Annotated in this window: 20 protein-coding genes and 1 pseudogene; 5 read left to right on the top strand and 16 right to left on the bottom strand. The window is 74.8% G+C overall.

Annotated features, from left to right (window positions below):
• The first annotated feature begins 24 nt into the window (after positions 1-24).
• Positions 25-819, top strand: coding sequence for an SURF1 family cytochrome oxidase biogenesis protein (locus ACWD4U_RS15650; protein WP_363456105.1), 795 nt, complete (start codon positions 25-27; stop codon positions 817-819).
• Here the strand turns inward: ACWD4U_RS15650 and ACWD4U_RS15645 are convergent.
• Entirely contained in the window at positions 809-3,160 is a 2,352-nt protein-coding gene (locus tag ACWD4U_RS15645) for a SpoIIE family protein phosphatase (protein ID WP_363455964.1), read from the bottom strand. The two genes, ACWD4U_RS15650 and ACWD4U_RS15645, sit on opposite strands and share 11 nt — an antisense overlap.
• Here ACWD4U_RS15645 and ACWD4U_RS15640 point away from each other — a divergent pair.
• From ACWD4U_RS15640 to ACWD4U_RS15630, 3 genes and pseudogenes are all read left to right on the top strand, one after another.
• Positions 3,135-3,755, top strand: a pseudogene (locus tag ACWD4U_RS15640) (carbohydrate binding domain-containing protein); the annotation flags it as partial. The gene ACWD4U_RS15645 and the pseudogene ACWD4U_RS15640 sit on opposite strands and share 26 nt — an antisense overlap.
• Before the next feature lie 30 nt (positions 3,756-3,785).
• Positions 3,786-4,814: a right-handed parallel beta-helix repeat-containing protein gene (locus tag ACWD4U_RS15635; RefSeq protein WP_449787203.1), complete on the top strand. Its 1,029-nt coding sequence runs from the start codon at positions 3,786-3,788 to the stop codon at positions 4,812-4,814.
• 42 nt (positions 4,815-4,856) lie between these two features.
• Positions 4,857-5,612, top strand: coding sequence for an SDR family oxidoreductase (locus tag ACWD4U_RS15630; RefSeq protein WP_363455967.1), 756 nt, complete (start codon positions 4,857-4,859; stop codon positions 5,610-5,612).
• A gap of 8 nt (positions 5,613-5,620) precedes the next feature.
• On the opposite strand, the gene ACWD4U_RS15625 is transcribed toward ACWD4U_RS15630, so the two are convergent.
• The 9 genes from ACWD4U_RS15625 to ACWD4U_RS15585 all read right to left on the bottom strand — a co-directional run bounded on the left by ACWD4U_RS15625 (position 5,621) and on the right by ACWD4U_RS15585 (position 12,411).
• Positions 5,621-6,271 carry an alkaline shock response membrane anchor protein AmaP gene (locus tag ACWD4U_RS15625; protein ID WP_363455969.1) on the bottom strand — a complete coding sequence of 217 codons (651 nt, stop codon included), beginning with the start codon at positions 6,269-6,271 and terminating at the stop codon, positions 5,621-5,623.
• A complete protein-coding gene (locus ACWD4U_RS15620) occupies positions 6,268-6,936 on the bottom strand; it encodes a DUF6286 domain-containing protein (RefSeq protein WP_363455972.1) in 669 nt (222 codons plus the stop codon). The genes ACWD4U_RS15625 and ACWD4U_RS15620 overlap by 4 nt, the downstream gene beginning before the upstream one ends.
• Positions 6,933-7,277 (bottom strand): hypothetical protein, encoded by a 345-nt coding sequence (locus tag ACWD4U_RS15615; protein ID WP_363455974.1) that lies wholly within the window; start codon positions 7,275-7,277, stop codon positions 6,933-6,935. The genes ACWD4U_RS15620 and ACWD4U_RS15615 overlap by 4 nt, the downstream gene beginning before the upstream one ends.
• On the bottom strand, positions 7,277-7,468 hold the full coding sequence (locus ACWD4U_RS15610; RefSeq protein WP_363455977.1) for a hypothetical protein: 192 nt from the start codon (positions 7,466-7,468) through the stop codon (positions 7,277-7,279). The genes ACWD4U_RS15615 and ACWD4U_RS15610 overlap by 1 nt, the downstream gene beginning before the upstream one ends.
• Before the next feature lie 38 nt (positions 7,469-7,506).
• Positions 7,507-7,983, bottom strand: a complete 477-nt coding sequence (locus ACWD4U_RS15605; protein ID WP_363455980.1) for an Asp23/Gls24 family envelope stress response protein — start codon at positions 7,981-7,983, stop codon at positions 7,507-7,509.
• Positions 7,984-8,173: 190 nt separating this feature from the next.
• Positions 8,174-8,977, bottom strand: coding sequence for an enoyl-CoA hydratase/isomerase family protein (locus ACWD4U_RS15600; RefSeq protein ID WP_363455983.1), 804 nt, complete (start codon positions 8,975-8,977; stop codon positions 8,174-8,176).
• Between the two features lie 243 nt (positions 8,978-9,220).
• Complete coding sequence (locus ACWD4U_RS15595) at positions 9,221-9,454, bottom strand: helix-turn-helix domain-containing protein (RefSeq protein ID WP_363456107.1); 234 nt, start codon at positions 9,452-9,454, stop codon at positions 9,221-9,223.
• A 363-nt stretch (positions 9,455-9,817) separates the two neighbouring features.
• Positions 9,818-11,416 (bottom strand): ABC-F family ATP-binding cassette domain-containing protein, encoded by a 1,599-nt coding sequence (locus ACWD4U_RS15590; protein ID WP_363455986.1) that lies wholly within the window; start codon positions 11,414-11,416, stop codon positions 9,818-9,820.
• Positions 11,417-11,502: 86 nt separating this feature from the next.
• Positions 11,503-12,411, bottom strand: coding sequence for a PQQ-binding-like beta-propeller repeat protein (locus ACWD4U_RS15585; RefSeq protein WP_363455988.1), 909 nt, complete (start codon positions 12,409-12,411; stop codon positions 11,503-11,505).
• A 374-nt stretch (positions 12,412-12,785) separates the two neighbouring features.
• Between ACWD4U_RS15585 and ACWD4U_RS15580 the strand changes: the two genes are divergently transcribed.
• The gene (locus ACWD4U_RS15580) at positions 12,786-13,874 is read left to right on the top strand and encodes a glycoside hydrolase family 26 protein (protein ID WP_363455991.1); all 1,089 of its coding nucleotides are present in this window, start codon (positions 12,786-12,788) and stop codon (positions 13,872-13,874) included.
• On the opposite strand, the gene ACWD4U_RS15575 is transcribed toward ACWD4U_RS15580, so the two are convergent.
• From ACWD4U_RS15575 to ACWD4U_RS15550, 6 genes are read right to left on the bottom strand one after another with little or no spacing between them, the layout of a single operon-like run.
• Entirely contained in the window at positions 13,851-15,032 is a 1,182-nt protein-coding gene (locus ACWD4U_RS15575) for a GNAT family N-acetyltransferase (RefSeq protein WP_363455994.1), read from the bottom strand. The two genes, ACWD4U_RS15580 and ACWD4U_RS15575, sit on opposite strands and share 24 nt — an antisense overlap.
• Positions 15,029-15,715, bottom strand: a complete 687-nt coding sequence (locus ACWD4U_RS15570) for a YveK family protein (RefSeq protein ID WP_363455997.1) — start codon at positions 15,713-15,715, stop codon at positions 15,029-15,031. The genes ACWD4U_RS15575 and ACWD4U_RS15570 overlap by 4 nt, the downstream gene beginning before the upstream one ends.
• A 33-nt stretch (positions 15,716-15,748) precedes the next feature.
• On the bottom strand, positions 15,749-16,894 hold the full coding sequence (locus ACWD4U_RS15565; RefSeq protein WP_363456000.1) for a glycosyltransferase: 1,146 nt from the start codon (positions 16,892-16,894) through the stop codon (positions 15,749-15,751).
• Positions 16,894-17,679, bottom strand: a complete 786-nt coding sequence (locus ACWD4U_RS15560) for a polysaccharide deacetylase family protein (protein ID WP_363456002.1) — start codon at positions 17,677-17,679, stop codon at positions 16,894-16,896. The genes ACWD4U_RS15565 and ACWD4U_RS15560 overlap by 1 nt, the downstream gene beginning before the upstream one ends.
• Complete coding sequence (locus ACWD4U_RS15555; RefSeq protein WP_363456005.1) at positions 17,669-19,390, bottom strand: lipid II flippase MurJ; 1,722 nt, start codon at positions 19,388-19,390, stop codon at positions 17,669-17,671. Before ACWD4U_RS15555 ends, ACWD4U_RS15560 begins: the two co-directional genes overlap by 11 nt.
• A complete protein-coding gene (locus tag ACWD4U_RS15550) occupies positions 19,387-20,709 on the bottom strand; it encodes an O-antigen ligase family protein (RefSeq protein ID WP_363456008.1) in 1,323 nt (440 codons plus the stop codon). The genes ACWD4U_RS15555 and ACWD4U_RS15550 overlap by 4 nt, the downstream gene beginning before the upstream one ends.
• Between the last annotated feature and the right edge of the window lie 3 nt (positions 20,710-20,712).

The raw sequence follows: 20,712 nt of genomic DNA, 5'->3' as shown, positions 1-20,712 counted from the left end.
GTAAGGAGGATTAGCGTGCCGGGTGTGTACCGATTCCTGCTGTCCGCGCGCTGGGCGGCGATCGCCGTGGTGGCGCTGCTACTGATCCCGACCATGGTCCGGCTCGGGTTCTGGCAGTACCACCGGCACGAGGCCCGGGTGGCCCGCAACCACCTGGTGGCGCAGAACCTGGGCAGCCCGGCGGTCGCCTTCGACGCGCTCTCCTCGCCCGGCTGGTCCGTCCCCACCGACCGGGTGTGGCGGACGGTCACCGCGCAGGGCCGGTACGACACCGCGCACGAGGTGGTGATCCGCGGGCGCACCGAGCCGGGCGGCAGCTCGATCGGCTACTTCGTGATCACCCCGCTGGTGCTCGCCGACGGCAAGGGCTCGGTGCTGGTCAACCGCGGCTGGGTGGACTCCGCCGCGGACGCCACCAGCTACCCGGCGGTGCCCGCCCCGCCGAGCGGCGAGGTCACCGTCACCGGGCGGCTGCGCGCCGACGAGACCGCCGCGTCCTCCGGCATCCGCGACCGCGGCGGCCTGCCCGACCGGATGTACAAGCTGATCAACAGCGAGCAGCAGGCCAAGGCCTCCGGCGCCACCGTGCTCGGCGGCTACCTGGAGCTGGCCTCCGCCGTCCCACCGGCCGGCAACCCGCCGGAGCTGCTCGCCGAGCCGGGCCACTCGGACATCGGCCCGCACATGGCGTACGCCGTCCAGTGGTGGCTGTTCGCCGCGCTGGTGCCGGTCGGCCTGGTGGTGATGGCCCGCCGCGAGGCCCGGCAGCCCGCCGACGAGGCCGCGCCCGCGCCGGAGGCGGTGGCCGCTACCAGCTGAGCGGCGACCGGCCGATCGGCTGCTCGGCCCAGATGGTCTTGCCGTTGCGGGTGTACCGGCTGCCCCAGCGCTCGGTGAGCTGGGCGACCAGGTACAGCCCGCGCCCGCCCTCGTCGGTGAGCCGGGCCCGGCGCATCCGCGGCTGGGTGGCGCTCGGGTCGGAGACCTCGCAGGTCAGCACCGAGGAACGGATCAGCCGCACCACGACCGGGCCGCCCGCGTACCGGATCGCGTTGGTGACCAGTTCGCTGAGCACCAGCTCGGTGGTGAACACCAGCTCGTCCAGCCCCCACCGCTCCAGCGCCCGGGTGGCCTCCCCGCGCACCCCGGCCACCGCCGCCGGGTCGGCCTCCAGCGTCCAGGCGACGATGTCCTCCGGCGGCACCGGGTGCAGCCGGGCCAGCAGCAGCGTGACGTCGTCGCTCTGCCCGGCGGTGGACATCTCCGCGACGATCGCCCGGCCCGCCGCCGCCAGGTCCCCGGCCAGGTCGGCCTCGGCGAGCCGGCCGGACAGCTGCGCCATCCCCTCGTCGAGGTCGCCGCTGCTGCCCTCGATCAGCCCGTCGGTGTACAGCGCGAGCACGCTGCCGGCCGGCAGCGCCCGCTCGGCGGCCTCGAACGGCAGCCCGCCGACGCCGAGCGGCGGCCCCGGGTTGACCCGCAGGTACTCCACCCGCCCGTCGGGGTGCACCACCGCGGGCGGCGGGTGCCCGGCGCTCGCGGCCTGGCACAGCCCGGTCACCGGGTCGTACACCGCGTACACGCAGGTCGCGCCGGACGGATCGGCGACGCCGCGTTCGCGCTCCTCCTCGCTGGCCTCCACCACCAGTTGGGAGACCAGGTCGTCCAGGTGCACCAGCAGCTCGTCGGGTTCCAGGTCGAGGTCGGCGAGGGTGCGCACGGCGGTGCGCAGCCGGCCCATGGTGGCGCTGGCCTGCAGGCCGTGGCCGACCACGTCGCCGGCCACCAGCGCGACCCGGGCGGAGGAGAGCGGGATGACGTCGAACCAGTCGCCGCCGACGCCGGTCGCGGTGTCGGTGGGCCGGTAGACACTGGCGGTGGTGGCGGCCGTGACGGTGGTCTCGGCGGGCGGCAGCAGGCTGCGCTGCAGGCTGACGGCGGCGCGGTGCTCGCGGGTGTAGCGGCGGGCGTTGTCCAGGGCGAGCGCGGCCCGCGCGGCGATCTCCCGCAGCAGGTCCAGGTCCTCCTGCTGGTACGGCCCGTCGGCCGGGTCGCGGCGGACGGTGACCCGGCCGAGCGGCCCGCCGCGGGCCCGCAGCGGGGCGGACATCGACGGCGGGTCGGCGCGGCGGGACGCCGGGCGGTCGAGCAGTTCGAGGCCGAGCGGCCCGAGCGGACGGCCGTCGCCGTCGGCCGGGACGGCGGCGCCGTTCGGCGGCACCGAGGTCGGGTCGGGCAGCGACTCCCGCCCGCTCGGCAGCCCGGCGGCGGCGGTGCGGCGCAGTGCGGTCAGGCCGTCGGGTCCCGGCGCCGGTTCGTCGCCGGTGAACACCGCCTCGGCGATGTCCACCTCGGCGCGCACGCCGAGCCCGGGCACCAGCACCCCGGCGAGGTCCTCGGCGGTGCCGACCACGGACAGCGACCCGCCGAGCGCGGCAGTGGCCCGGTGCAGCACGTCGGCGCGCCGCCGGTACCGGTGCAGCTCGGTGACGTCGCCGAACAGCGCGGTCACCCCGATCACCGCCCCGTCCAGGCCCTGCAGCCGGAACGCCTGCAGCTCCATCACCACGCCGCCGCGCGGGTCGTCCAGGGTGCGGATCAGCAGCTCGGCCCGGACCGCCGGCTCCCCGGTGGCCACCACCTGCCGCAGGATCGCCTCGGCGGCGGCCGCGTCGTCGGGGCGCAGGAAGTCACCGAGGCGGTGCCCGGACAGGTCGGCGGGCAGGCCGCTGTACGGCAGCAGGTGGGTGTTGGTGCGCACCAGCCGCAGGTCGCGGTCGAAGACGGCGAGGCCGAGCCGGTCCTGTTTGAACAGCTCCCGGGTGAACGCCTCGTCCTGCCGCCGGCGGGCCACCGTGTCGGCGGGCACCACCAGGACCAGCACCCGCACCTCGCCGTCCGCGGCGGCCAGCGGCAGCACCTGGTAGACGACGGTGAGCGGTTCGCCGTTGCCGGTGCGCAGCCGCACCTCGCCGGCCCGGCGGCCGGTCGCGGCGGCCTCGCCCTCCGCGAGCAGGTCGCGCACCGGACGGCCGGTGACCTGCTCGGCGCTGAGCGCCAGCAGCTTCTCGGCGGCGCCGCTCCAGCCCACGACGAGGCCATCGCCGTCGACCAGGGCCGCCGCGACGCCGTCGATGTCGGGCAACCGCCGACTGTCCATGCGCTGCACCTCGGGTGGGTGGTCCGGTCTCCCCCATCTTCGAACGGTTCCGGGCCGCGCGCCATTGCCGCCCGCTGGCGGCGCGCCCATTGACGCCCCGTATTGGTCTAGTCCACATTGCTGGGTGCACCTCGTCCGCAACCGCTCTCCCCCCACAACGGAGCGAACCGTCATGACGCACACCACCCGCCGCGGCCTCGCCGCGGCCGGGGCCCTCTGCCTGGGCAGCGCGGCCCTCACGCTGCTGCCCGGCCAGGCCACCGCCGCCACCGAACTGCTCACCAACCCCGGCTTCGAGACCGGCGCGCTCTCCCCCTGGAGCTGCACCGGCACCGCCCGGGCCGCCGCCACCCCCCACTCCGGCGGCTACGCCCTCAGCGGCACGCCCGGCGCGAGCGACCTCGCACCCTGCTCACAGACCGTCACCGTGCAGCCGAACACCTCCTACGCCCTGACCGCCTGGGTGAAGGGCTCCTACGTCACCCTGGCCGCCTCCGGCACCGGCGTCGCCACCTCCACCTGGACGGGTGCCGCCGACTGGGCGCAGCTCACCCGCACCTTCACCACCGGCGCCGCCACCACCCAGGTCACCGTCACGCTCAGCGGCTGGTACGGCACCCCGTACCTGGCCGACGACGTCTCGCTCACCGCGACCGGCACGGCCACCGCCACCCCGTCACCGTCCGCCACCACCACCGCCAGCCCCACGCCCACACCCACGCCGACGCCGACGCCGACTCCGACCGCGAGCTCCTCCCCGGCCGGCAGCACGGTCCGGGTCACCAACGGCAAGGAGCTGCAGGCCGCGCTGACCGCCGCCGCCCCCGGGCAGACCATCCAGCTCGCCGACGGCTCCTACGTCGGCAACTTCAAGGCCTCCACGCCCGGCACCGCCGCCGCCCGGATCACCCTCAGCGGCTCGCCCAACGCGGTGCTCTCCACCACCACCGGCGGCGGCAACGCGCTGTACCTGAACGGCGCCTCGTACTGGACGATCCAGGGGATCACCCTCACCGGCGCCCAGAAGGGCATCATGCTGGACGCCTCGACCCACGTGGTGATCGACGGGGTGACGGTCCATCACACCAGCATGGAGGGCGTGCACTTCCGCAACTCCAGCAGCGACGGGGTGCTGCGCAACTCCACCGTCCACGACACCGGCAGCGCCCACGACGGCAAGGGCGAGGGGGTGTACGTCGGCACCGCCAACACGCTCACCGACCGGAGCGACCGCGTGCAGATCCTGGACAACGTGATCGGCCCGAACATCGGCGGCGAGAACATCGACCTCAAGGAGGGCACCACCGGCGGCCTGGTCTCCGGCAACCGCTTCGACGGCAACGGCCTGACGAACGTCAACTACGACGACTCCTGGGTCGACGTGAAGGGCAACGGCTACGTCATCGAGAACAACACCGGCGTCCGGACCATGAACGACGGCTACCAGACCCACGCCCAACTGCCCGGCTGGGGCTGCGGCACCGTCTTCCGCGGCAACCACTCCGACCTGACCGGGGCGAGCGGCGCGAACGCCGCCAAGTACGCGATCGACGTCACCGACTACGACGCCGTCGCCTGCCCTGTGACCGTCACCGCGGACAACACCGTCACCGGCGGCACCGCCCTGGTCAACCCCGGCATCCCGGTGGGCTGACCCTCCCGCTCCGGGCCGGGCCGGCCGGGGAGAATGGTCGGCATGGATCTCGGACTGCAGGACAGGGTGTACGTGGTGACCGGCGCGACCAGGGGCCTCGGCCGCGCCACCGCCGAACAACTGGTCGCCGAGGGCGCCCGGGTGGTGATCAGCGGGCGCACGCCCGAGTCGGTCGCCGCCGCGGCCGCCGCCCTCGGCGACCACGCGCACGGCGTGGTCGCCGACAACGCCCACCACGACGCCCCGCAGCGGCTGATCGACGCCGCCCGCGAGCGCTTCGGCCGCTTCGACGGCGTACTGATCAGCGTCGGCGGTCCCACCGCGGGCCCGGTCGCCACCGCCACCGACGAGGCCTGGCACGCCGCGTTCGACGCGGTCTTCCTCGGCGCCCTCCGGCTCGCCCGCACCGCTGCCGAACATCTCGGCGACGGCGGCGTCATCGCCTTCGTCCTCTCCACCTCGGTCCGCCAGCCGATCCCCGGCCTCGGCATCTCCAACGGCCTGCGCCCCGGCCTCGCGATGGCCGCCAAGACCCTCGCGGACGAACTCGGCCCCCGCGGCATCCGGGTCCTCGGGCTGCTCCCCGGCCGCATCGACACGGACCGCGTCCGCGAACTCGACTCCCTCGCCGCCGACCCCGCCGCCGCCCGCGAGGCGGCCGCCGCCGGCATCCCGCTGCGCCGCTACGGCACCCCCGCCGAGTTCGGCCGGGCCGCCGCCTTCCTGCTCTCCCCCGCCGCCTCCTACCTCACCGGCCTGATGCTCCCGGTCGACGGCGGCGCCCTCCGCGGCCTGTAGTCCCCCGCCTACCGGACCCGCTTGGTCTTGCTCGTCCGCGCCTTGCGGGGCTTCGTCACCCGGATGCGGAGCTCCGTGGAGAGCTCGGCCAGGCCCAGCGAGTGGCGGGCGTGCTCGACCGGCCCGGTGCGGTAGGCGTCGACCAGTGCGCCGGTGTCGCCGTACGGCGACAGCCGGAGCGCGGTGTGCAGCTCGGGGCGGTGGGAGGCGCCGGTGACCCGGACGGTGACGCGGTCGACGTCGGGGAGCGCGACGGCCTCCGACTCGACCGCCTCCTCGACCGCGCGGCTGCGCACGTGCAGGGCGAAGTGCGGCTGCCCGGGCGCGGCCGGGGAGGGCAGGTCGACCCCGGCCGGGCCGCCGCGTCGCAGTTGGGAGAACAGCCACCACAGGCCGCCCAGCAGGAGAACCGTCGGAACCGCGACGGCCACCGGCCACCACCAGGACCGGGACGACCAGTCGGCGCGGGAGGCGGAGCTGAGCACCGGCTGGTCGGGCGAGGTGAGCGGCCACCAGCCGGGCGGGGTGATCCCCAGCCGGCCGTAGACGTCGAAGCCGCCGAGCAGCACCAGCAGCCCGCCGACCAGCAGGACCAGCCCGACCGCTGCCAGGACGGTGCGGTTGACGGCGCGTCGGGTGATCCGGCGGCGACGGCTCATCGGGGCGGCTCCAGCTCGGCGAGGTCCCGGCGGTGGCGGTGGTGTTCCTTCACCGGCCGGGTGCGGACGTCCAGCCGGTACGGCACGGCGAACGGGATGCGGGCCAGCTCGGCCCGCAACTCCTGTTCCACCCCGGCCGGATCGGTGGTCCCGGCGACGGTCACCCGGGTGCGACGGCGGCCCGCCCGCACCTGCCAGGAGTACACGTCGGCGCGTTCCCGGACCCGCCGGTCGATCAGCGCGGTGACCGCGCTGCGGTGGATCGCCGTCCCGCGCGGCTCCAGCGCCAGCCAGCCGCGCAGCCCCCGGGCGAACGCCAGCCACAGCAGCAGCACACCGAGCGTGACCGCGCCGGCGGCGAACCCGAGCACCCACGGATCGTCCAGGTGACGGGTCGCCAACTGGTCCGCCAGGTCCTGCCGCCAGGGCCTGGCGTGCCCGCCGGCCCGCACCGCGATCACGTCGTAGAGCAACGCCCCCGCCGCCACCACGACGACGGCCACCACGACCGCCGTCGCCACCCCGCGCTCGGCCCGCAGCCACCGCCCGCCCGACCACCGCTTCGGCTCCGGCTCGGGCTCCGGCTCGGGTGCGCCGCCTTCGACCTCCACCGCCTCGTCAGGCCGGACCGGCTCCGGCGGGACCGGCTCCGGCGGGGCGGTCATCGGGCGGCCGCCGCGTGGAGGCGGTCGATGACCACGTCGGCGACGGTGACGGGAGTGCCGGTGAGCTCGGTGACCCGCGCGCACGCGGCCTCGCGGGCGGTGCGGGCGAGGGTGGACACGTCGCAGGGGAAGGGGAGTTCGAGGTGCAGGGTGAGCCGGACCCGGCCGTGCGAGACCAGCACCGAGACCTGCGGGTACGGCCGCGGGCCGGGACGCTCCGCCCAGGCGGGGGCCAGCGCGTCGGCGGCGGCCCGGGCCGCGATCCGGCGGTACACCCGGTCCGCGATCCGCTCACCGCCGCGCTGTGCGGGCGGGCTCGCGACCACCCCCGGGTACGCCATCAACGCCGCCGGTCCCGGCCGCGCAGCAGATCGCCGAGGTCACCGAGCTCGATGTCGCCCTCGATCAGCCGTCCCACCACGAAGCCCACCGCGCCGAGCGCCGCGACCAGCAGGAACGCGGCGAAACCGCCGAAGTAGCCGGCGAAGCCGAGGGCCATGCCGGCGAGCAGGCCCACCAACGCCAGGTTCATCCGCTACTCCTTCGGGTTTCTCGCGACCGGACCACTTCTCACTGCACGCGCGGGCGCCGTCCCGACGACGAGGGCACCTCTTCCTCCTCCTCGTCCGGCTCGTCGGGCAGGTGGACGTCGTTGACCGCGATGTTCACCTCGACCACCTCCAGGCCGGTCATCCGCTCCACCGCCTCGATGATGTTGGCCCGCACCTGGCTGGCGAGCAGCGGGATCACCACCCCGTACTCCACCACCAGCGCGATGTCGATCGCCGTCTGCTTCTCGCCGACCTCGGCCTTGATCCCGCGTCCGACACTCGACTTCGACCCGGGCACCCGGTCGCGCATCGCCCCGAAGGTCCGCGTGAAGCCCGACCCCAGCGCATGGATCCCGGACACCTCCCGCGCCGCCATCCCGGCGATCTTCTCCACCACCCCGACCGCGAGCGCCGTCCGCCCGCGCTCATCACCGGACTGGCTCTCCGACACGCTCTTGTGCAGATCGGCGGGGGTGGGAGTAGGGCTCTGCGCCATCACGGGCCTCCTGACGTTCGACTCCAGCTATACCGCAAATCACCCCAACTCTGACATTCCGCCACACCTCACGCACCGTCAGTCCGCCAACCAAGAGCCGGATCACCCCCACCGACGCGAGCCGGCCGTCCACCGGGTGGCGGGGTGCCACGCGGTGGACGGCCGGCTCGCGGTCTGCGGTCGGGCGGGGTCAGGCCAGGCCGGCCAGCTCGCGCAGGCGGCGGGCCTGGGCTTCGCGTTCGGCTGCGCGCTGGGCGTCGTAGTCGCGGGCGGCGGCGCCGAGCAGGAGGGCCTTGGTCTCGATGACGGCACCGCGCGGGGCGGCGAGCAGGGCGGCGGCGAGGTCGCTCGCGGCGCCGGCCAGGTCCGCGGCGGGCACGGCCAGGTTGGCGAGGCCGATGGTGACCGCCTCCTGGGCGCCGACCCGGCGGCCGGTGGCGCAGATCTCCAGGGCGCGGGCGTAGCCGACCAGGTCGCTGAGCGGCTTGGTGCCGGCCAGGTCGGGGACCAGGCCGAGCGAGGTCTCCTTCATGGCGAACTGGACGTCCTCGGCGACCACCCGCAGGTCGCAGGCGAGCGCGAGCTGGAAGCCGGCGCCGACGGAGTGGCCCTGGACCGCGGCGACGGTGATCAGGTCGGTGCGGCGCCACCAGGTGAAGGCCTCCTGGAAGCCGGCGATGGCGGCGTCCAGCTCGGCGTCGGGCAGGGCGGCGAGCTGCAGGAAGGTGGTCTCGCCGGGGATGCCCTCGGGGGTGAACATCGCGCGGTCCAGGCCGGCCGAGAAGGAGGAGCCCTCGGCCTGCAGCAGGGCGACCCGGACACTGCCGGGCAGCGCGCGGCCGATCGCGGCGAGGGCGCGCCACATGGCGGGGGTCTGGGCGTTGCGGCGCTTGGGGTCGCAGAGGGTGACCACGGCGAGCTCGCCGTCCAGGTCGAGGCGGACCCCGGCCTGCTCCCAGGCGAGGCGGTCGGCGTCGGGGATGTGGTCGGTCATGGCGGTGCTACCTCCAGCGACTGGGCAGGGAAAGGCCCGCCGACCCCGACGGGCTACTGGAGAGTAACAAAGCCGTCCCGGCGCGTACAGGAACGCGTGCGCACGGGTCCGGAAACGGCGGTCGGCGGCTCGGGAGAACCCGGCCGCCGATCCGTTGTGGAGCATGGTGCGAGGCGAGCAGCGCGTGCAAGAGCCGTGGCGGCCGGGGCTGCTCGGAGGCCGCCCGCCGGAGGTGATGGGTCGTCAGGAACCGGCGACCGCAGCCGCCTTGCCCTTGCCACGGGTGGCGCCACCGCGACCCCGGAGGTTCACCCCGGACTCGCTGAGCATCCGGTGGACGAAGCCGTAGGAGCGGCCCGTCTCCTCCGCGAGGGCGCGGATGCTCGCGCCGGAGTCGTACTTCTTCTTGAGATCGGCCGCGAGCTTCTCACGCGCGGCACCTGTTACCCGGCTGCCCTTTTTCAGAGTCTCGGCCACCCGTGCCTCCTCGTAGAGGTGATCGGTCAGAATCCCATGATCACCCATTGCAAGGCTCCTGGCCACCCATTCGACAAGGTCGGTCGCGGGAAAGCGCAGTCCTGCGGTGGTGTTCGCTCCGCACCAGGGCGCTCACGCAGGGTGCACGCGCCCCCCAAGTGCTCCGCTGGGTGAGCGAATCCGCTGCTCAGCCCGGACCGTCAGCGGGCAAACCGCGCACGCCGGTCAGCGCCCCGACCGAAAACGGAAGCCGGGGCTCAGCTGTTCCCGGTTTCGCCGGAAGACCAGATCTTCTCGTACCACGGGCCGATCCGGCGTCTACTCCGCTGCGCCGTCCGGTGCTCACGGCCGGCTGGGCGGGGTTCAGGCCAGCGACACCAGATCGTGGTAGGCGGGGCTCCACAGGTCCTCGACGCCGTCGGGGAGCAGGATGATCCGCTCGGGCTGGAGCGCCTCGACCGCGCCCTCGTCGTGGGTGACCAGGACGACGGCGCCGGTGAAGGAGCGCAGCGCACCGAGGATCTCCTCGCGGCTGGCCGGGTCGAGGTTGTTGGTGGGCTCGTCGAGCAGCAGCACGTTCGCGCTGGAGACCACCAGGGTGGCCAGGGCGAGCCGGGTCTTCTCGCCGCCGGAGAGGACGCCGGCGGGCTTGTCGACGTCGTCGCCGGAGAACAGGAAGGAGCCGAGGATCTTGCGGATCTGCACCAGGTCGGTGTCCGGCGCCGAGGAGCGCATGTTCTCCAGCACGGTGCGCTCCGGGTCGAGCGTCTCGTGCTCCTGCGCGTAGTAGCCGATCTTCAGGCCGTGCCCGGGGATCACCTCGCCGGTGTCGGGCTTCTCCACCCCGGCCAGCATCCGCAGCAGGGTGGTCTTGCCCGCGCCGTTGAGGCCGAGGACGACGACCTTGGAGCCGCGGTCGATGGCCAGGTCGACGTCGGTGAAGATCTCCAGCGAGCCGTACGACTTGGACAGCCCGGAGGCGGTCATCGGCGTCTTGCCGCACGGGGCCGGGTCGGGGAAGCGCAGCTTGGCGACCTTGTCGGAGACCCGGGCCTGCTCCAGACCGGAGAGCAGCTTCTCGGCGCGGCGGGCCATGTTCTGCGCGGCGACCGTCTTGGTGGCCTTGGCGCGCATCTTGTCGGCCTGCGCGTTGAGCGTCGCGGCCTTCTTCTCCGCGTTGGCGCGCTCGCGCTTGCGGCGCTTCTCGTCGTCCTCGCGCTGCTGCTGGTACTGCTTCCAGCCCATGTTGTAGATGTCGATGGCGGAGCGGTTGGCGTCCAGGTAGAAGACCTTGTTGACGACCGTCTCGACCAGGTCGACGTCGTGCGAGATGACGATGAAGCCGCCCTTGTACGTCTTCAGGAAGTCCCGCAGCCAGACGATCGAGTCCGCGTCGAGGTGGTTGGTGGGCTCGTCCAGCAGCAGGATGTCGGCGTCCGAGAACAGGATCCGGGCCAGCTCGACGCGGCGGCGCTGACCACCGGAGAGGGTGTGCAGGGGCTGGCCCAGGATGCGGTCGGGCAGGCCCAGCGCGGCGGCGATGGTGGCGGCCTCGGCCTCGGCGGCGTAGCCGCCCTTGGTGAGGAACTCGGTCTCCAGCCGGGCGTACTTCTTCATCGCGTTGTCGCGGGTGGCGCCCTTGCCGTTGGCCATCCGCTCCTCGTTCTCGCGCATCTTCTTCAGCACGGTGTCGAGGCCGCGGGCCGAGAGGATGCGGTCGCGGGCGAGGACGTCGAGGTCGCCGGTGCGCGGGTCCTGCGGCAGGTAGCCGACCTCGCCGGAGGTGGTGACCGTGCCGCCGGCCGGCAGGCCCTCGCCCGCCAGCACCTTGGTGAGGGTGGTCTTGCCCGCGCCGTTGCGGCCGACCAGGCCGATCCGGTCGCCCGGGGCGATCCGGAAGCTGGCGGACTCGATCAGGATGCGGGCACCGGCACGAAGCTCCAGGGCGTTCGCGGAAATCATGGCTGGGGCACTCCTAGACGTGGGTATGGCACTCAGCCATGAGCCTCCAGTCTACGGGAGCCCGCGAACCGGTTTCCGGGCCCGCCCTACTGCTCGCAGAAGGGCGTGATCGCCGCGAACGGGACGGAGGTGGCGCCGCACGGGGTCTCGGGGACGCCGAGGGAGGTGTCGAAGGTCCGGGTGCCGATCACCGGGCCGTCCTCGATGGCGACCCGGTGGTTGTCGAGCCGGCGCAGCGTGACGTCGGGTCCGGCGGCGAGCTGGCCGCCGTGGTCGGACATCGAGAAGACCGTGATGCCGCCGGGGAGCTGGCGGGCGCCGCCGGCCGCGGGCGGGCAGGTGCGCGGGCTGAGCACCGCGTCGTCGGTGTGCACGGTGCGCAGCGGGTCGAACGAACAGCCCGCCGGCGGGCGGGAGTTGAAGCGCAGGTCGCCGTCCCGGTCGCGGAATCCCATGGTCAGGCCGGGGGTGACCACGGTGACCCAGGGCTCGACGTCGTTGACCGGCTGGAGGGCGGCCGCGGCCCGCTGGACCGCGGTCTGCCGGCGCTGGTCGTCGGTCCGGTCGGCTGCGCCGGGCTCGCCGTCGGCGCGCAGCCAGTCGGCCAGGCCGGGGACCGAGCGGTGCCAGCGCACCGAGTGGTCGGCCGGGTGGACGGAGGTGACCATGCCGTCGTCCCAGACCACCGCGGCGTTCTCGCCGACCATGGCGAGGTACAGCGCGGTGGCGCCCTCGCGCCGGTAGGACCACAGGTGCTCGCCGCTGCCCTGGGCGTACGCCTCCACGCCGGGGCCCACCTTCAGCTCCAGCTCGCCCGCGTTCAGCGACTGCACGCCGACCGGGCTGGCGTCCGCGGCGCCCGGCAGCGCCACCCGGTCGCCGAACGGCTCCGGCCGGTTGGCGTGCGCGGCGGCGCCGGCCGCGAGGACCAGCAGCACGGCGGCGGCGGGCAGGGCCGATCGGGGCGACAGACTGCGCAGCGGATTGAAGGACACGGCCGGAGCGTACCGTCCGGGCCCCCGCCGGGTCAGCTTGGTTACGGCGCGCCGCGTCGCGGTCCAGACCTTTATCCACTTCCGACACGACCCGCTCCGACCTGCGGCTGCGGCGGACCGGCGGCGCTCGGGGGCGGTTGGGGTACGACTCCGGACGGCGGACGGACTGTTACAGAGGTGAGACAGGATTCAGTTTGACGACGAGGCGACCGCCGGACTCCTCGCGGGTGCAGGACCGGCGGGGCGTGCCCGGGCGCCGGGCCCTGGGTACACCCGTACGACCTGCCACGTTAGGGTGACATGAGGCATTTGTGACGGTCTGTCAGGTTAGGCTCTCAGGACCCGCGTTGTCCCCTGGACCGGACGGAGAGCCCATGCGCCTCGGCCGACTCACCCTGGCCGCCGCCGCTCTGCTACTGCTCGTGACGACCGCGAGCGTGCCCTCCGGCACCCCGCTGAGCCAGACCGAGCGCCATGACGCGGTGCTCTCCTCGGACGCCATCCAGCCGCGCGGCGCGGCGCCCCGGCCGGTGGTGCAGCGCACCAGGCACGAGGTGCCGTTCGGCGCGTTCGTCGGCTCCTGGGACAACTACATCCCCAACATCGCCCGGATGGCGTCCTGGCTGAACAACGCCAACATGCAGGTCGGCCACACCTACCTGGCGGGCAACAGCTGGCAGGACGTCGAGGGCGATCCGACGGTGCTCGGGATGTGGTCGCTGTGGCGGCAGTCCGACCCGACCCGGCGGCTGGTGCTCGGCGTGCCGATGCTGGTGCCCAACGAGGGCAACGTCCCGGACGCCGAGGTGGCCCGGCTGCTGGCCCGCGGCACCAAGGGCGAGTTCGACCAGCACTTCCTGCGCCTGGCCCGCAAGCTGGTCGCGTTCGGCGGCGGCGACACCGTCATCACCCTCGGCTGGGAGATGAACGGCGTCACCTACACCTCGCGCTGCAAGCCCGACCCGACGGCGTGGAAGGCGTACTGGCGGCGGATCGTCTCGGTGATGCGCTCGGTGCCCGGCTCGCACTTCTCCTTCGACTTCACCCCCACCCGCGGCCTCGACGCCGTCCCGTGGACCCGCTGCTACCCCGGCGACGACGTGGTCGACATCATCGGCATGGACAGCTACGACCAGCCGGCCGGCGGCACCTTCGACCAGTACGTCGCCGAGCCGTACGGGCTGCAGGACCAGGTCGAGTTCGCCGCCAAGCGCGGCAAGCCGGTCTCGTACCCGGAGTGGGGGCTGTTCCGCAACGGCGACAACCCCGAGTTCGTCCGCCGGATGGTGGAGTGGATGCGCACCCACGACACCGCCTACCAGACCGTCACCGACTACTGCCCGCACGGCTTCTGGGGCTGCAAGCAGAACCCGAAGTCGGCGGCGGTCTTCAAGCAGCTGATGTCCGGCTCGACCGGCGCCGTCGGCCCGGTCGCCGCGTCACCGAAGACGCAGTCGCGCTAGCGCCTGCTTCACCCGCGGCAGCCGGGTCCGCAGCAGCTCCACCGCCGCCAGCCGGGCCCGCACCCGCACCGCGCGGGCCGCCGCGAACGGCGCCAGCCGCCCGGGGCCCAGCACCAGCCGCTGGTTGGGCAGCTGGTCCGGCCGCCAGCGCTGCTTGTACGGCTCCTGGCCGCGCAGCAGGCTCAACTGCGGGATGCCCTCGGCCCGGACCTCGTCCAGCGCCGCGCCGAACAGCAGCCCGGCGATGTCCAGCCGCTCGCGCAGCTCCGGGTGCGCCCCGTACATGTAGAGGCCGCCGAACGGGTCGCAGAGCAGCACCAGGTTCACCGCGACCACCTCGCCCGCCAGCTCGAAGCGGTGTATGGCCGCCCGGCGGGTGGCCACCAGCGCGGTGGTCGACTCGCTCAGGTGCCGCGCGAACCGCTCGGAGCGGTGCTCCGGGGTGACGCCGCGCGCCTGCCACTGCAGGACGTGCAGCCGCAGCAGCTCGCGCACCGTCTCCGGGACCTCCTCCGGCGTCGCCGCGTGCACCACCACGCCCGACTGGGCGATCTTGCGCAGCTTGACCCGGCTGCGCTGCGCGGTCTTGCCGGGCAGCCGCTTCAGCAGCTCCTCCATCGGCACGGCCGGCAGGTACTGGCAGAGCGAGTCGGCGAACCGGTGCCGGCGGCCGGCCCAGTGCGCGTACACCCGCTGCACGGCCGCGCCCGGGCGGACCTCGCGCAGCTCCAGGCTGTGCCACGGGCGGCGCAGCGGCAGCGCGTCGGCGAGCCGGGCGGCGGCCCGGTCGGCGCAGTCGTCGTCGAGCAGCACGTCGGTGAAGTCGACCAGGCCGCCGCCGAGGTTGGTCAGCCCGCCGAACGGGCCGCGGCGGCGCAGCGCGGCCGCGCCGACCAGCAGTCCGTCCCGCCGGACCAGCACCAGCACCAGCCCGCCGGGTCGGCCGTACTGCCGCCACCAGGAGGACAGCCAGGGCGCGGCCTGGAAGGAGGTGGCGGTCGAGCAGCGGTCGAAGAGGTCGTCCCACTCCTCGGCGTACCGGTCCAGGGCGTCGTCGTCGCGCAGCACCTCGGCGGTCCACCGCTCGCTGTCGGCGCCGGACCGGTCGGCCTGTTCGGGCACCCGCGCCTCGGCGCGGGGGTTCGGACGGACTCTCATCGGGCCTTCGCCGCCTCGGTCCTGGCCGGGCCGGCGGTGGCCGCGGCGGGCTTCTTGGCGGCGGGCTCGGGCACGGCGGCGGGCTCGGCCTGGGCGGGCAGCGCGGCATCGACGGCGGCGCTCTCCTGCGGGCGGCGGCGGGTGAGCATCACCAGGGTGCCGAGCAGCACGCCGGCCGCCGCGCCGACCCCGGTGTCCAGGGTCGCGGACGGCGAGGAGGGCGCGTCCGGCTCGGCCGCCGCGGCCAGCGGGACCAGCCGGACCCCGGTCTCCTTGCTGCTGGCGTTGCCGAAGGCGATCAGCGACTTCGCCACCGCGTCGGCGTTCTTCACCGCCTCCTCGGGCCGGGTGCCGGTGCCGGTGATCTCGATCATCGGCGCGTCCGGGGAGGTGGTGCCGCGGACCATCCCGGCCAGCGTGGTCACCGAGTGCCCGGACTCGGCGGCGGCCGCCACCAGCACCTGCGGCTGCCCGGCGAGGCGGCCGTACGCCTGGGCGAAGTTGACCGCGGTGGAGTTCTCACCGGGGTTCTGCGGGACCACCACCACGTAGGAGTTGGCGGCGTACGAGGGGTGCGAGACCAGCGCGTACCCGGCCCCGGCCGCCGCGCCCAGCGGGACGGCGAGGGCCAGCGGCCACCAACGACGGGCCAGCGCACGGGCGCTGCGGCGCGGATCGGACATCGGGACTCCAAGAGGCAGATCGGACAGGGGGGTTCAGTGGGCCGCCGGACGCCGCCGGGCGGCGCGATCGGCTCGGGGACCGGGCAGCCGAGCGGCCGACTCCCGGTAGAGCGCGGCCAGTTCGCCGGCGATCCGGGCCACGTCGTAGTGCCGGACCGCGGGCGGCACCGGCACCGGACCGCGCGGACCGGCCGCCAGCCGGGCCAACTCCCGCGCGTAGGCGGCGGGTTCGGACGGCAGCAGGCGAGCGTCGGGGGCCGCGTCGGGGGGGAGTTCGGCCAGTGCCGGGCAGGCCGAGTGCAGCACCGGCAGCCCGGCGGCCAGGCCCTCCAGCGCGGCCAGCCCGAAGGTCTCCCCGCGGGACGGCGAGACCAGGACGTCCATCGCGGTGAGCAGTTCCGGCACGTCGTCGCGCTCGCCGGTGAGCACCAGCCGCTCCCGGACGCCGAGTTGCCGGGCCTCGGCGAGCAGCCGCTCCCGCTCGGGTCCGGCGCCGACCAGCAGCAGCCGGGCGCCGGGCAGGTCGGCGAGGGCCGCCAGCGGCACCTCGAACCGCTTGCCGGGGACCAGCCGGCCGACCGCGCCGACCACGAACGCGTCTGGCGGCAGCCCGAGTTCGGCCCGCATCCGGTCCCGGTGGGCGGCCCGGTCGAGCCGGTACCGGGCGGCGTCGACGCCGTTCGGCAGCAGCCGGACCCGGGCGGGCGGCACGCCCCAGTCGGCGAGCACCCCGGCGACCTGGCCGGAGACCGCGACGGTCGTGCTGCCGAGCCGCTCCGCCGCCAGGTAGAGCGCCTTGACGCCGGGTGAGGTGGCCCGCCCCTCGATCACGCCGGCCTGCAGCGAGTGCTCGGTGGCCAGCACCGCCCGTACCCCGGCCAGCCGGGCGGCCAGCCGGCCGTACAGCATCGCCCGGTACAGGTGGGTGTGCACCAGGTCGTAGCGGCCGGTCCGGATCAGCCGGGTGAGCCGGGGCAGCACGCCGAGGTCGCGGTTGCCGCGCATCCCGAGGTCGTGGACGGTGAAGCCGTCGGCGCGCAGCTCCCGGGCGACCGTGCCGGGGTTGCTCAGCGCGGCCACCTCGTGCTCCTGGTCCTTCGGCAGGTGCCGCAGCAGCAGGGCGAGTTGGCGCTCCGCGCCGCCCGCGTGCAGGCCGGTGACCACGTGCAGGATCCGCATCACCGCTCCCCCGCCGGGACTCTCGGCGGGGCCCAGCGCAGCCCGGTGACGGCGTCCCGCCAGCGGTGCCGGCCGTGCTTGGCCCGCAGCCGCCAGGCACCGTCGCGGTCGCCGACGTAGCAGCGCGGCAGCGCGAACCGGCCGGTCAGCGAGGAGTGCTCGATCGCGCAGGCGTAGTCGTAGCCGGCCTCGGCGACCGCGCGGCTGGACGGCAGGTCGACCGCGCCGTACGGGTAGCAGAAGCCGGTGACCGGGCCGCCGACCAGGTCCTCCAGCGCGCACCGGCTGTCCCTGGTCTGCCGCTCCATCGCGGCGGGGGACAGCCCGGGCAGCGCCTGGTGGCCTAGGCCGTGCGAGCCGATCTCCCAGCCGGCGGCGGCGAGTTCGGTGACCTGTTCGACCGTCAGCAGCTTCTTGCGCGGGCCCTCGACGTCCCAGCCGTTCTCGGTGCCGAGCAGGTCCGGGACCACGTACGCGGTGGCGGTGAAGCCGTGCTCGCGCAGCACCGGGACGGCGTGCCCGGCGAAGTCGGCGTACCCGTCGTCGAAGGTCAGCCCGACCAGCCGGGCCTCCCGCCCGCGGGCCTGGGCGGCCAGCAGCTCGCGGATGCTGACGCCGCGTCGGCCGGTGCGGTGCAGGAAGTCCATCTGCTCGGCGAACCGCTCGGGGCTGACGGTCAGCAGGTACGGATCCTCGTCCTCCTCGGCGACCGAGTGGTACATCAGGATCCAGGGCGCGAGCCGGGGGGCGATCGCCTGGGCCGGCAGGCGGGGGTCAGCGTCCACGGGGCGGCTTCCCTTCGGCGGCAGGGGACGGGGCGTGCGGTCGGCGGGCCCGGGCGAGGCGAAGCCCCACGGCGAGCACCGGGCCGCGCACCGCCTCGGCGCCGAACAGGGCGCCGAGGACGGCGAAGACCAGCAGGACGGTGGTCCCGCCGAGCAGCGTGGCGGGCAGCGGCGCGGTCTGGCTGCGGGCGGCCAGCGCGCCCGCCGCGGCGGCGGGGACGGCGGCGGCCAGCAGCCTGGCCTGGCCGCCGAGCACCCGGGGCAGCCGCAGCGCGACGCCGCGCAGTATCAGCCCGCGCAGCAGCAGCGCGGCGGTGGTGGTGATCCCGGCGGCGTTCCCGGCGGCCAGGCCCGGCGCGCCGAAGCGCGGGGTGGCGAACACGCCGACCGCGAAGGTGACGGCGAGCCCGAGGCCCATCGCGCCGACCGGGTACCAGTCCGGCCAGGTGGTGCGGTCGCCCTCGGCCCGCGGCGCGTCGGCCCGGCGGACCACCGGCCGGACGCTGAAGTACGGCCGGACCATCACGCCGATCATCGCCTGCGCGGGCAGCCCGAAGCTGTACACCCGGATCACCGCGGCCGTGGCGGCGGTGTCGGCCGGGCCGAACGCACCGCGCTGGAAGAGCACCGCGACCAGGGCCGGCGCGCAGGCCAGCAGGAAGGCGGTGCCGAGCAGCACCACCGCGGCGGCCTGGCTGAGGTCCTTCTCCACCCGGTCGCGGGCGGCGGTGAGGTCCCCGGCGGCCAGCGCCCTGGCCACCACCGGGAAGGTGACGGTGACGATCAGGATCGCCGAGGTCATCGCCAACTGGGAGACCTTCGCGGCGTAGTTGAGGTGCGAGATGGTGCCGGGCGGCAGCCCCGAGCCGAGGTAGCGCTCGATGAACACCTGGGCCTGCCGGGTCAGCGTGAACGCGGCGACCGGCAACAGCGCCAGCGGGACCAGCACCAGCCCGGGCGCGGCCGCGCGCCGGCGGCTGCGGCGCCGCCGGGTGCGCAGCCGGCGGGCGAACGGGACCACCAGCACGCCGGCCATCAGCAGGCTCCCGAAGGTCACGCCGAGCGCGGCCGAGCGCACCCCGAGCAGCCCGTGGCCGCTGAGCAGCAGGGCCAGGATGCCCAGGTTGTACAGCACGTAGATGGTGGCCGGGGCGGTGAAGGCGTGCAGGGCGCGCAGCGCGGAGGCGAGGTAGCCGGCCACCCCGAACGGCAGGATGGTGAAGGCGGTGATCCGGGTGCAGGTGACCGCCAGCTGGGGGTCGGCCAGGCCGGGGGCGAGCAGCGCCACCAGCTGGGGGGCGCCGAGCGCGGCCAGGCCGGACAGCGTGCACAGCGCGAGCAGCAGCCAGGGCAGCGTGGCCCGGGTCAACTGCCGTACCGGATCCGGCCCCTGGGTACGCTCCTCGCGCAGCACCAGGGCCAGGCTGAAGGCCGGGACCATCAGGAACGCCATCGCGTCCTCGATCAGCAGCGGCGCGGCGGTCTCCGGGACGGTCCAGGCGACCAGGAACGCGTCGGTGCCCTGGTTGGCCCCGAAGTAGCGGGCCAGCAGCAGGTCGCGGAGGAGTCCCAGGCCGGACCCGGCCGCGCTGAGCAGCGCCGTCACCCCGAACGCCTTGACCAGGACGCCCCGGCGGGGCGGCACGGCGGCGGCGGGGCGCGGGCTCGGGACGGTCGCGGCGACCTCGGCCACCGGCTGATCGGTCGTCATGCTCCGGACGCTCCACGGGAGTCGGGTCCCGGCAGCGCGGTGCGGGCGGCCAGACCGAGGACCACGGAGGTCAGCACGGTGGTGGTGCCGCCGATGTCGGCGTAGAGGAAGTCCCAGAGCACCCAGCAGAGCAGGGCGAGCGCGGCCAGGCCCGGACCGGCGGCGCGGCGCAGGCAGCCGAGCAGCAGGGTGAGGAAGAGCGCCAGGTAGGCGAGCACGCCGAGCAGGCCCTGCTCGCTGAGCACCAGGAAGTACATGTTGTGCGGCGAGAGCAGCGGCTCGCGCTCGAACCCGATGGTGGGGTCGGCCGCGTCGCTGCCGGAGGAGAGCCGCAACGGCGCGTGGCTGTCGCGCAGTTGCTGGAACGCCTTGGGGCCGGCACCGGTGAGCGGGTGGTCCTGCCAGATCCGCCCGGCGGTGGCCCACAGGTCGTAGCGGTCGGAGACCGACTGGTCGGGCGCGGCGGAGACCGAGCCGATCGAGCTGAGCCGCTCGGTCACCCCGGAGGCGCCCAGGCCGAGCCCGCCGACCAGCACCACCGCGGCGGCGGCGCCCACCAGCACGCCCTTGACGGCCAGTCGGGCGTCGGCGCGCAGCAGCAGCACGGTGGCGGCGACCGCGGTGGCGATCCAGCTGCCCCGGCTGAAGGAGACCGCCAGCGGGAAGGCCAGGAACGCGGCGGCCGCCCACATCGCGGCGCGCAGCGCCCGGCTGCCGCCGGGTCGCCGCTCGGCCAGCGCGAGCGCGAGGGCGGCGAGCAGGCCGTAGGAGACCACGGTGGACATCGCCATGACGTCCAGCGCGCCGAAGGTGCCGACCGCGCGGATCGGCTGCCCCGTGTAGGAGGCGCCGGTGCGGGTGAGGTACTGGTGGGCGCCGACCACGCCCTGGATCAGCGCGGCGAGCACGAAGGAGCCGAGCACCAGGCGCTGGTCGAGCGCGTCCCGGACGGCGAGCAGCACGGCGGCGGGCACCAGCACGAAGATCTGGGTGAGCCGGACGAAGCCGGTGACGCTGGCCGACGGGTCGATGGAGTGCAGGGTGGCGACGCCCGCGGCCAGCACCACGCCGCCGAACAGCAGGGCGGCGGCCGGGTCGAGCCGGGGGGCGCGACCGCGCAGCAGGTCGAGGGTGATCAGCCCGACCAGGGCCAGCGAGGCGAGGTCGGCGGCGGTGACGTGCACGGCCGCGGTGACGTCCTTCTCCCCGGTCGGCACGCAGACCAGCAGCACGGTGGCCGCCGCCAGCAGGCTCGGCCGGGCCGGGACTATGCGGGTCAGCTCCTGGGCGGAGTACGGTCGTTGCAGGGTGAGGGCCACGGG

Source organism: Kitasatospora sp. NPDC002522, from assembly GCF_053595195.1.
The sequence above is the reverse complement of the archived record's forward strand: the minus strand, read 5'-3'. Positions and strand labels throughout refer to the sequence as shown.

Bases quoted from the DNA above. Each gene is read 5' to 3' on its own strand.
- ACWD4U_RS15630 (WP_363455967.1), top strand. From the start codon at position 4,857: ATGGATCTCGGACTGCAGGACAGGGTGTACGTGGTGACCGGCGCGACC.
- ACWD4U_RS15565 (WP_363456000.1), bottom strand. From the start codon at position 16,894: ATGCGGATCCTGCACGTGGTCACCGGCCTGCACGCGGGCGGCGCGGAG.
- ACWD4U_RS15590 (WP_363455986.1), bottom strand. From the start codon at position 11,416: ATGATTTCCGCGAACGCCCTGGAGCTTCGTGCCGGTGCCCGCATCCTG.
- ACWD4U_RS15600 (WP_363455983.1), bottom strand. From the start codon at position 8,977: ATGACCGACCACATCCCCGACGCCGACCGCCTCGCCTGGGAGCAGGCC.
- ACWD4U_RS15580 (WP_363455991.1), top strand. From the start codon at position 12,786: ATGCGCCTCGGCCGACTCACCCTGGCCGCCGCCGCTCTGCTACTGCTC.
- ACWD4U_RS15645 (WP_363455964.1), bottom strand. From the start codon at position 3,160: ATGGACAGTCGGCGGTTGCCCGACATCGACGGCGTCGCGGCGGCCCTG.
- ACWD4U_RS15570 (WP_363455997.1), bottom strand. From the start codon at position 15,715: ATGTCCGATCCGCGCCGCAGCGCCCGTGCGCTGGCCCGTCGTTGGTGG.
- ACWD4U_RS15555 (WP_363456005.1), bottom strand. From the start codon at position 19,390: ATGACGACCGATCAGCCGGTGGCCGAGGTCGCCGCGACCGTCCCGAGC.
- ACWD4U_RS15610 (WP_363455977.1), bottom strand. From the start codon at position 7,468: ATGAACCTGGCGTTGGTGGGCCTGCTCGCCGGCATGGCCCTCGGCTTC.
- ACWD4U_RS15625 (WP_363455969.1), bottom strand. From the start codon at position 6,271: ATGAGCCGTCGCCGCCGGATCACCCGACGCGCCGTCAACCGCACCGTC.
- ACWD4U_RS15575 (WP_363455994.1), bottom strand. From the start codon at position 15,032: ATGAGAGTCCGTCCGAACCCCCGCGCCGAGGCGCGGGTGCCCGAACAG.
- ACWD4U_RS15605 (WP_363455980.1), bottom strand. From the start codon at position 7,983: ATGGCGCAGAGCCCTACTCCCACCCCCGCCGATCTGCACAAGAGCGTG.
- ACWD4U_RS15620 (WP_363455972.1), bottom strand. From the start codon at position 6,936: ATGACCGCCCCGCCGGAGCCGGTCCCGCCGGAGCCGGTCCGGCCTGAC.
- ACWD4U_RS15615 (WP_363455974.1), bottom strand. From the start codon at position 7,277: ATGGCGTACCCGGGGGTGGTCGCGAGCCCGCCCGCACAGCGCGGCGGT.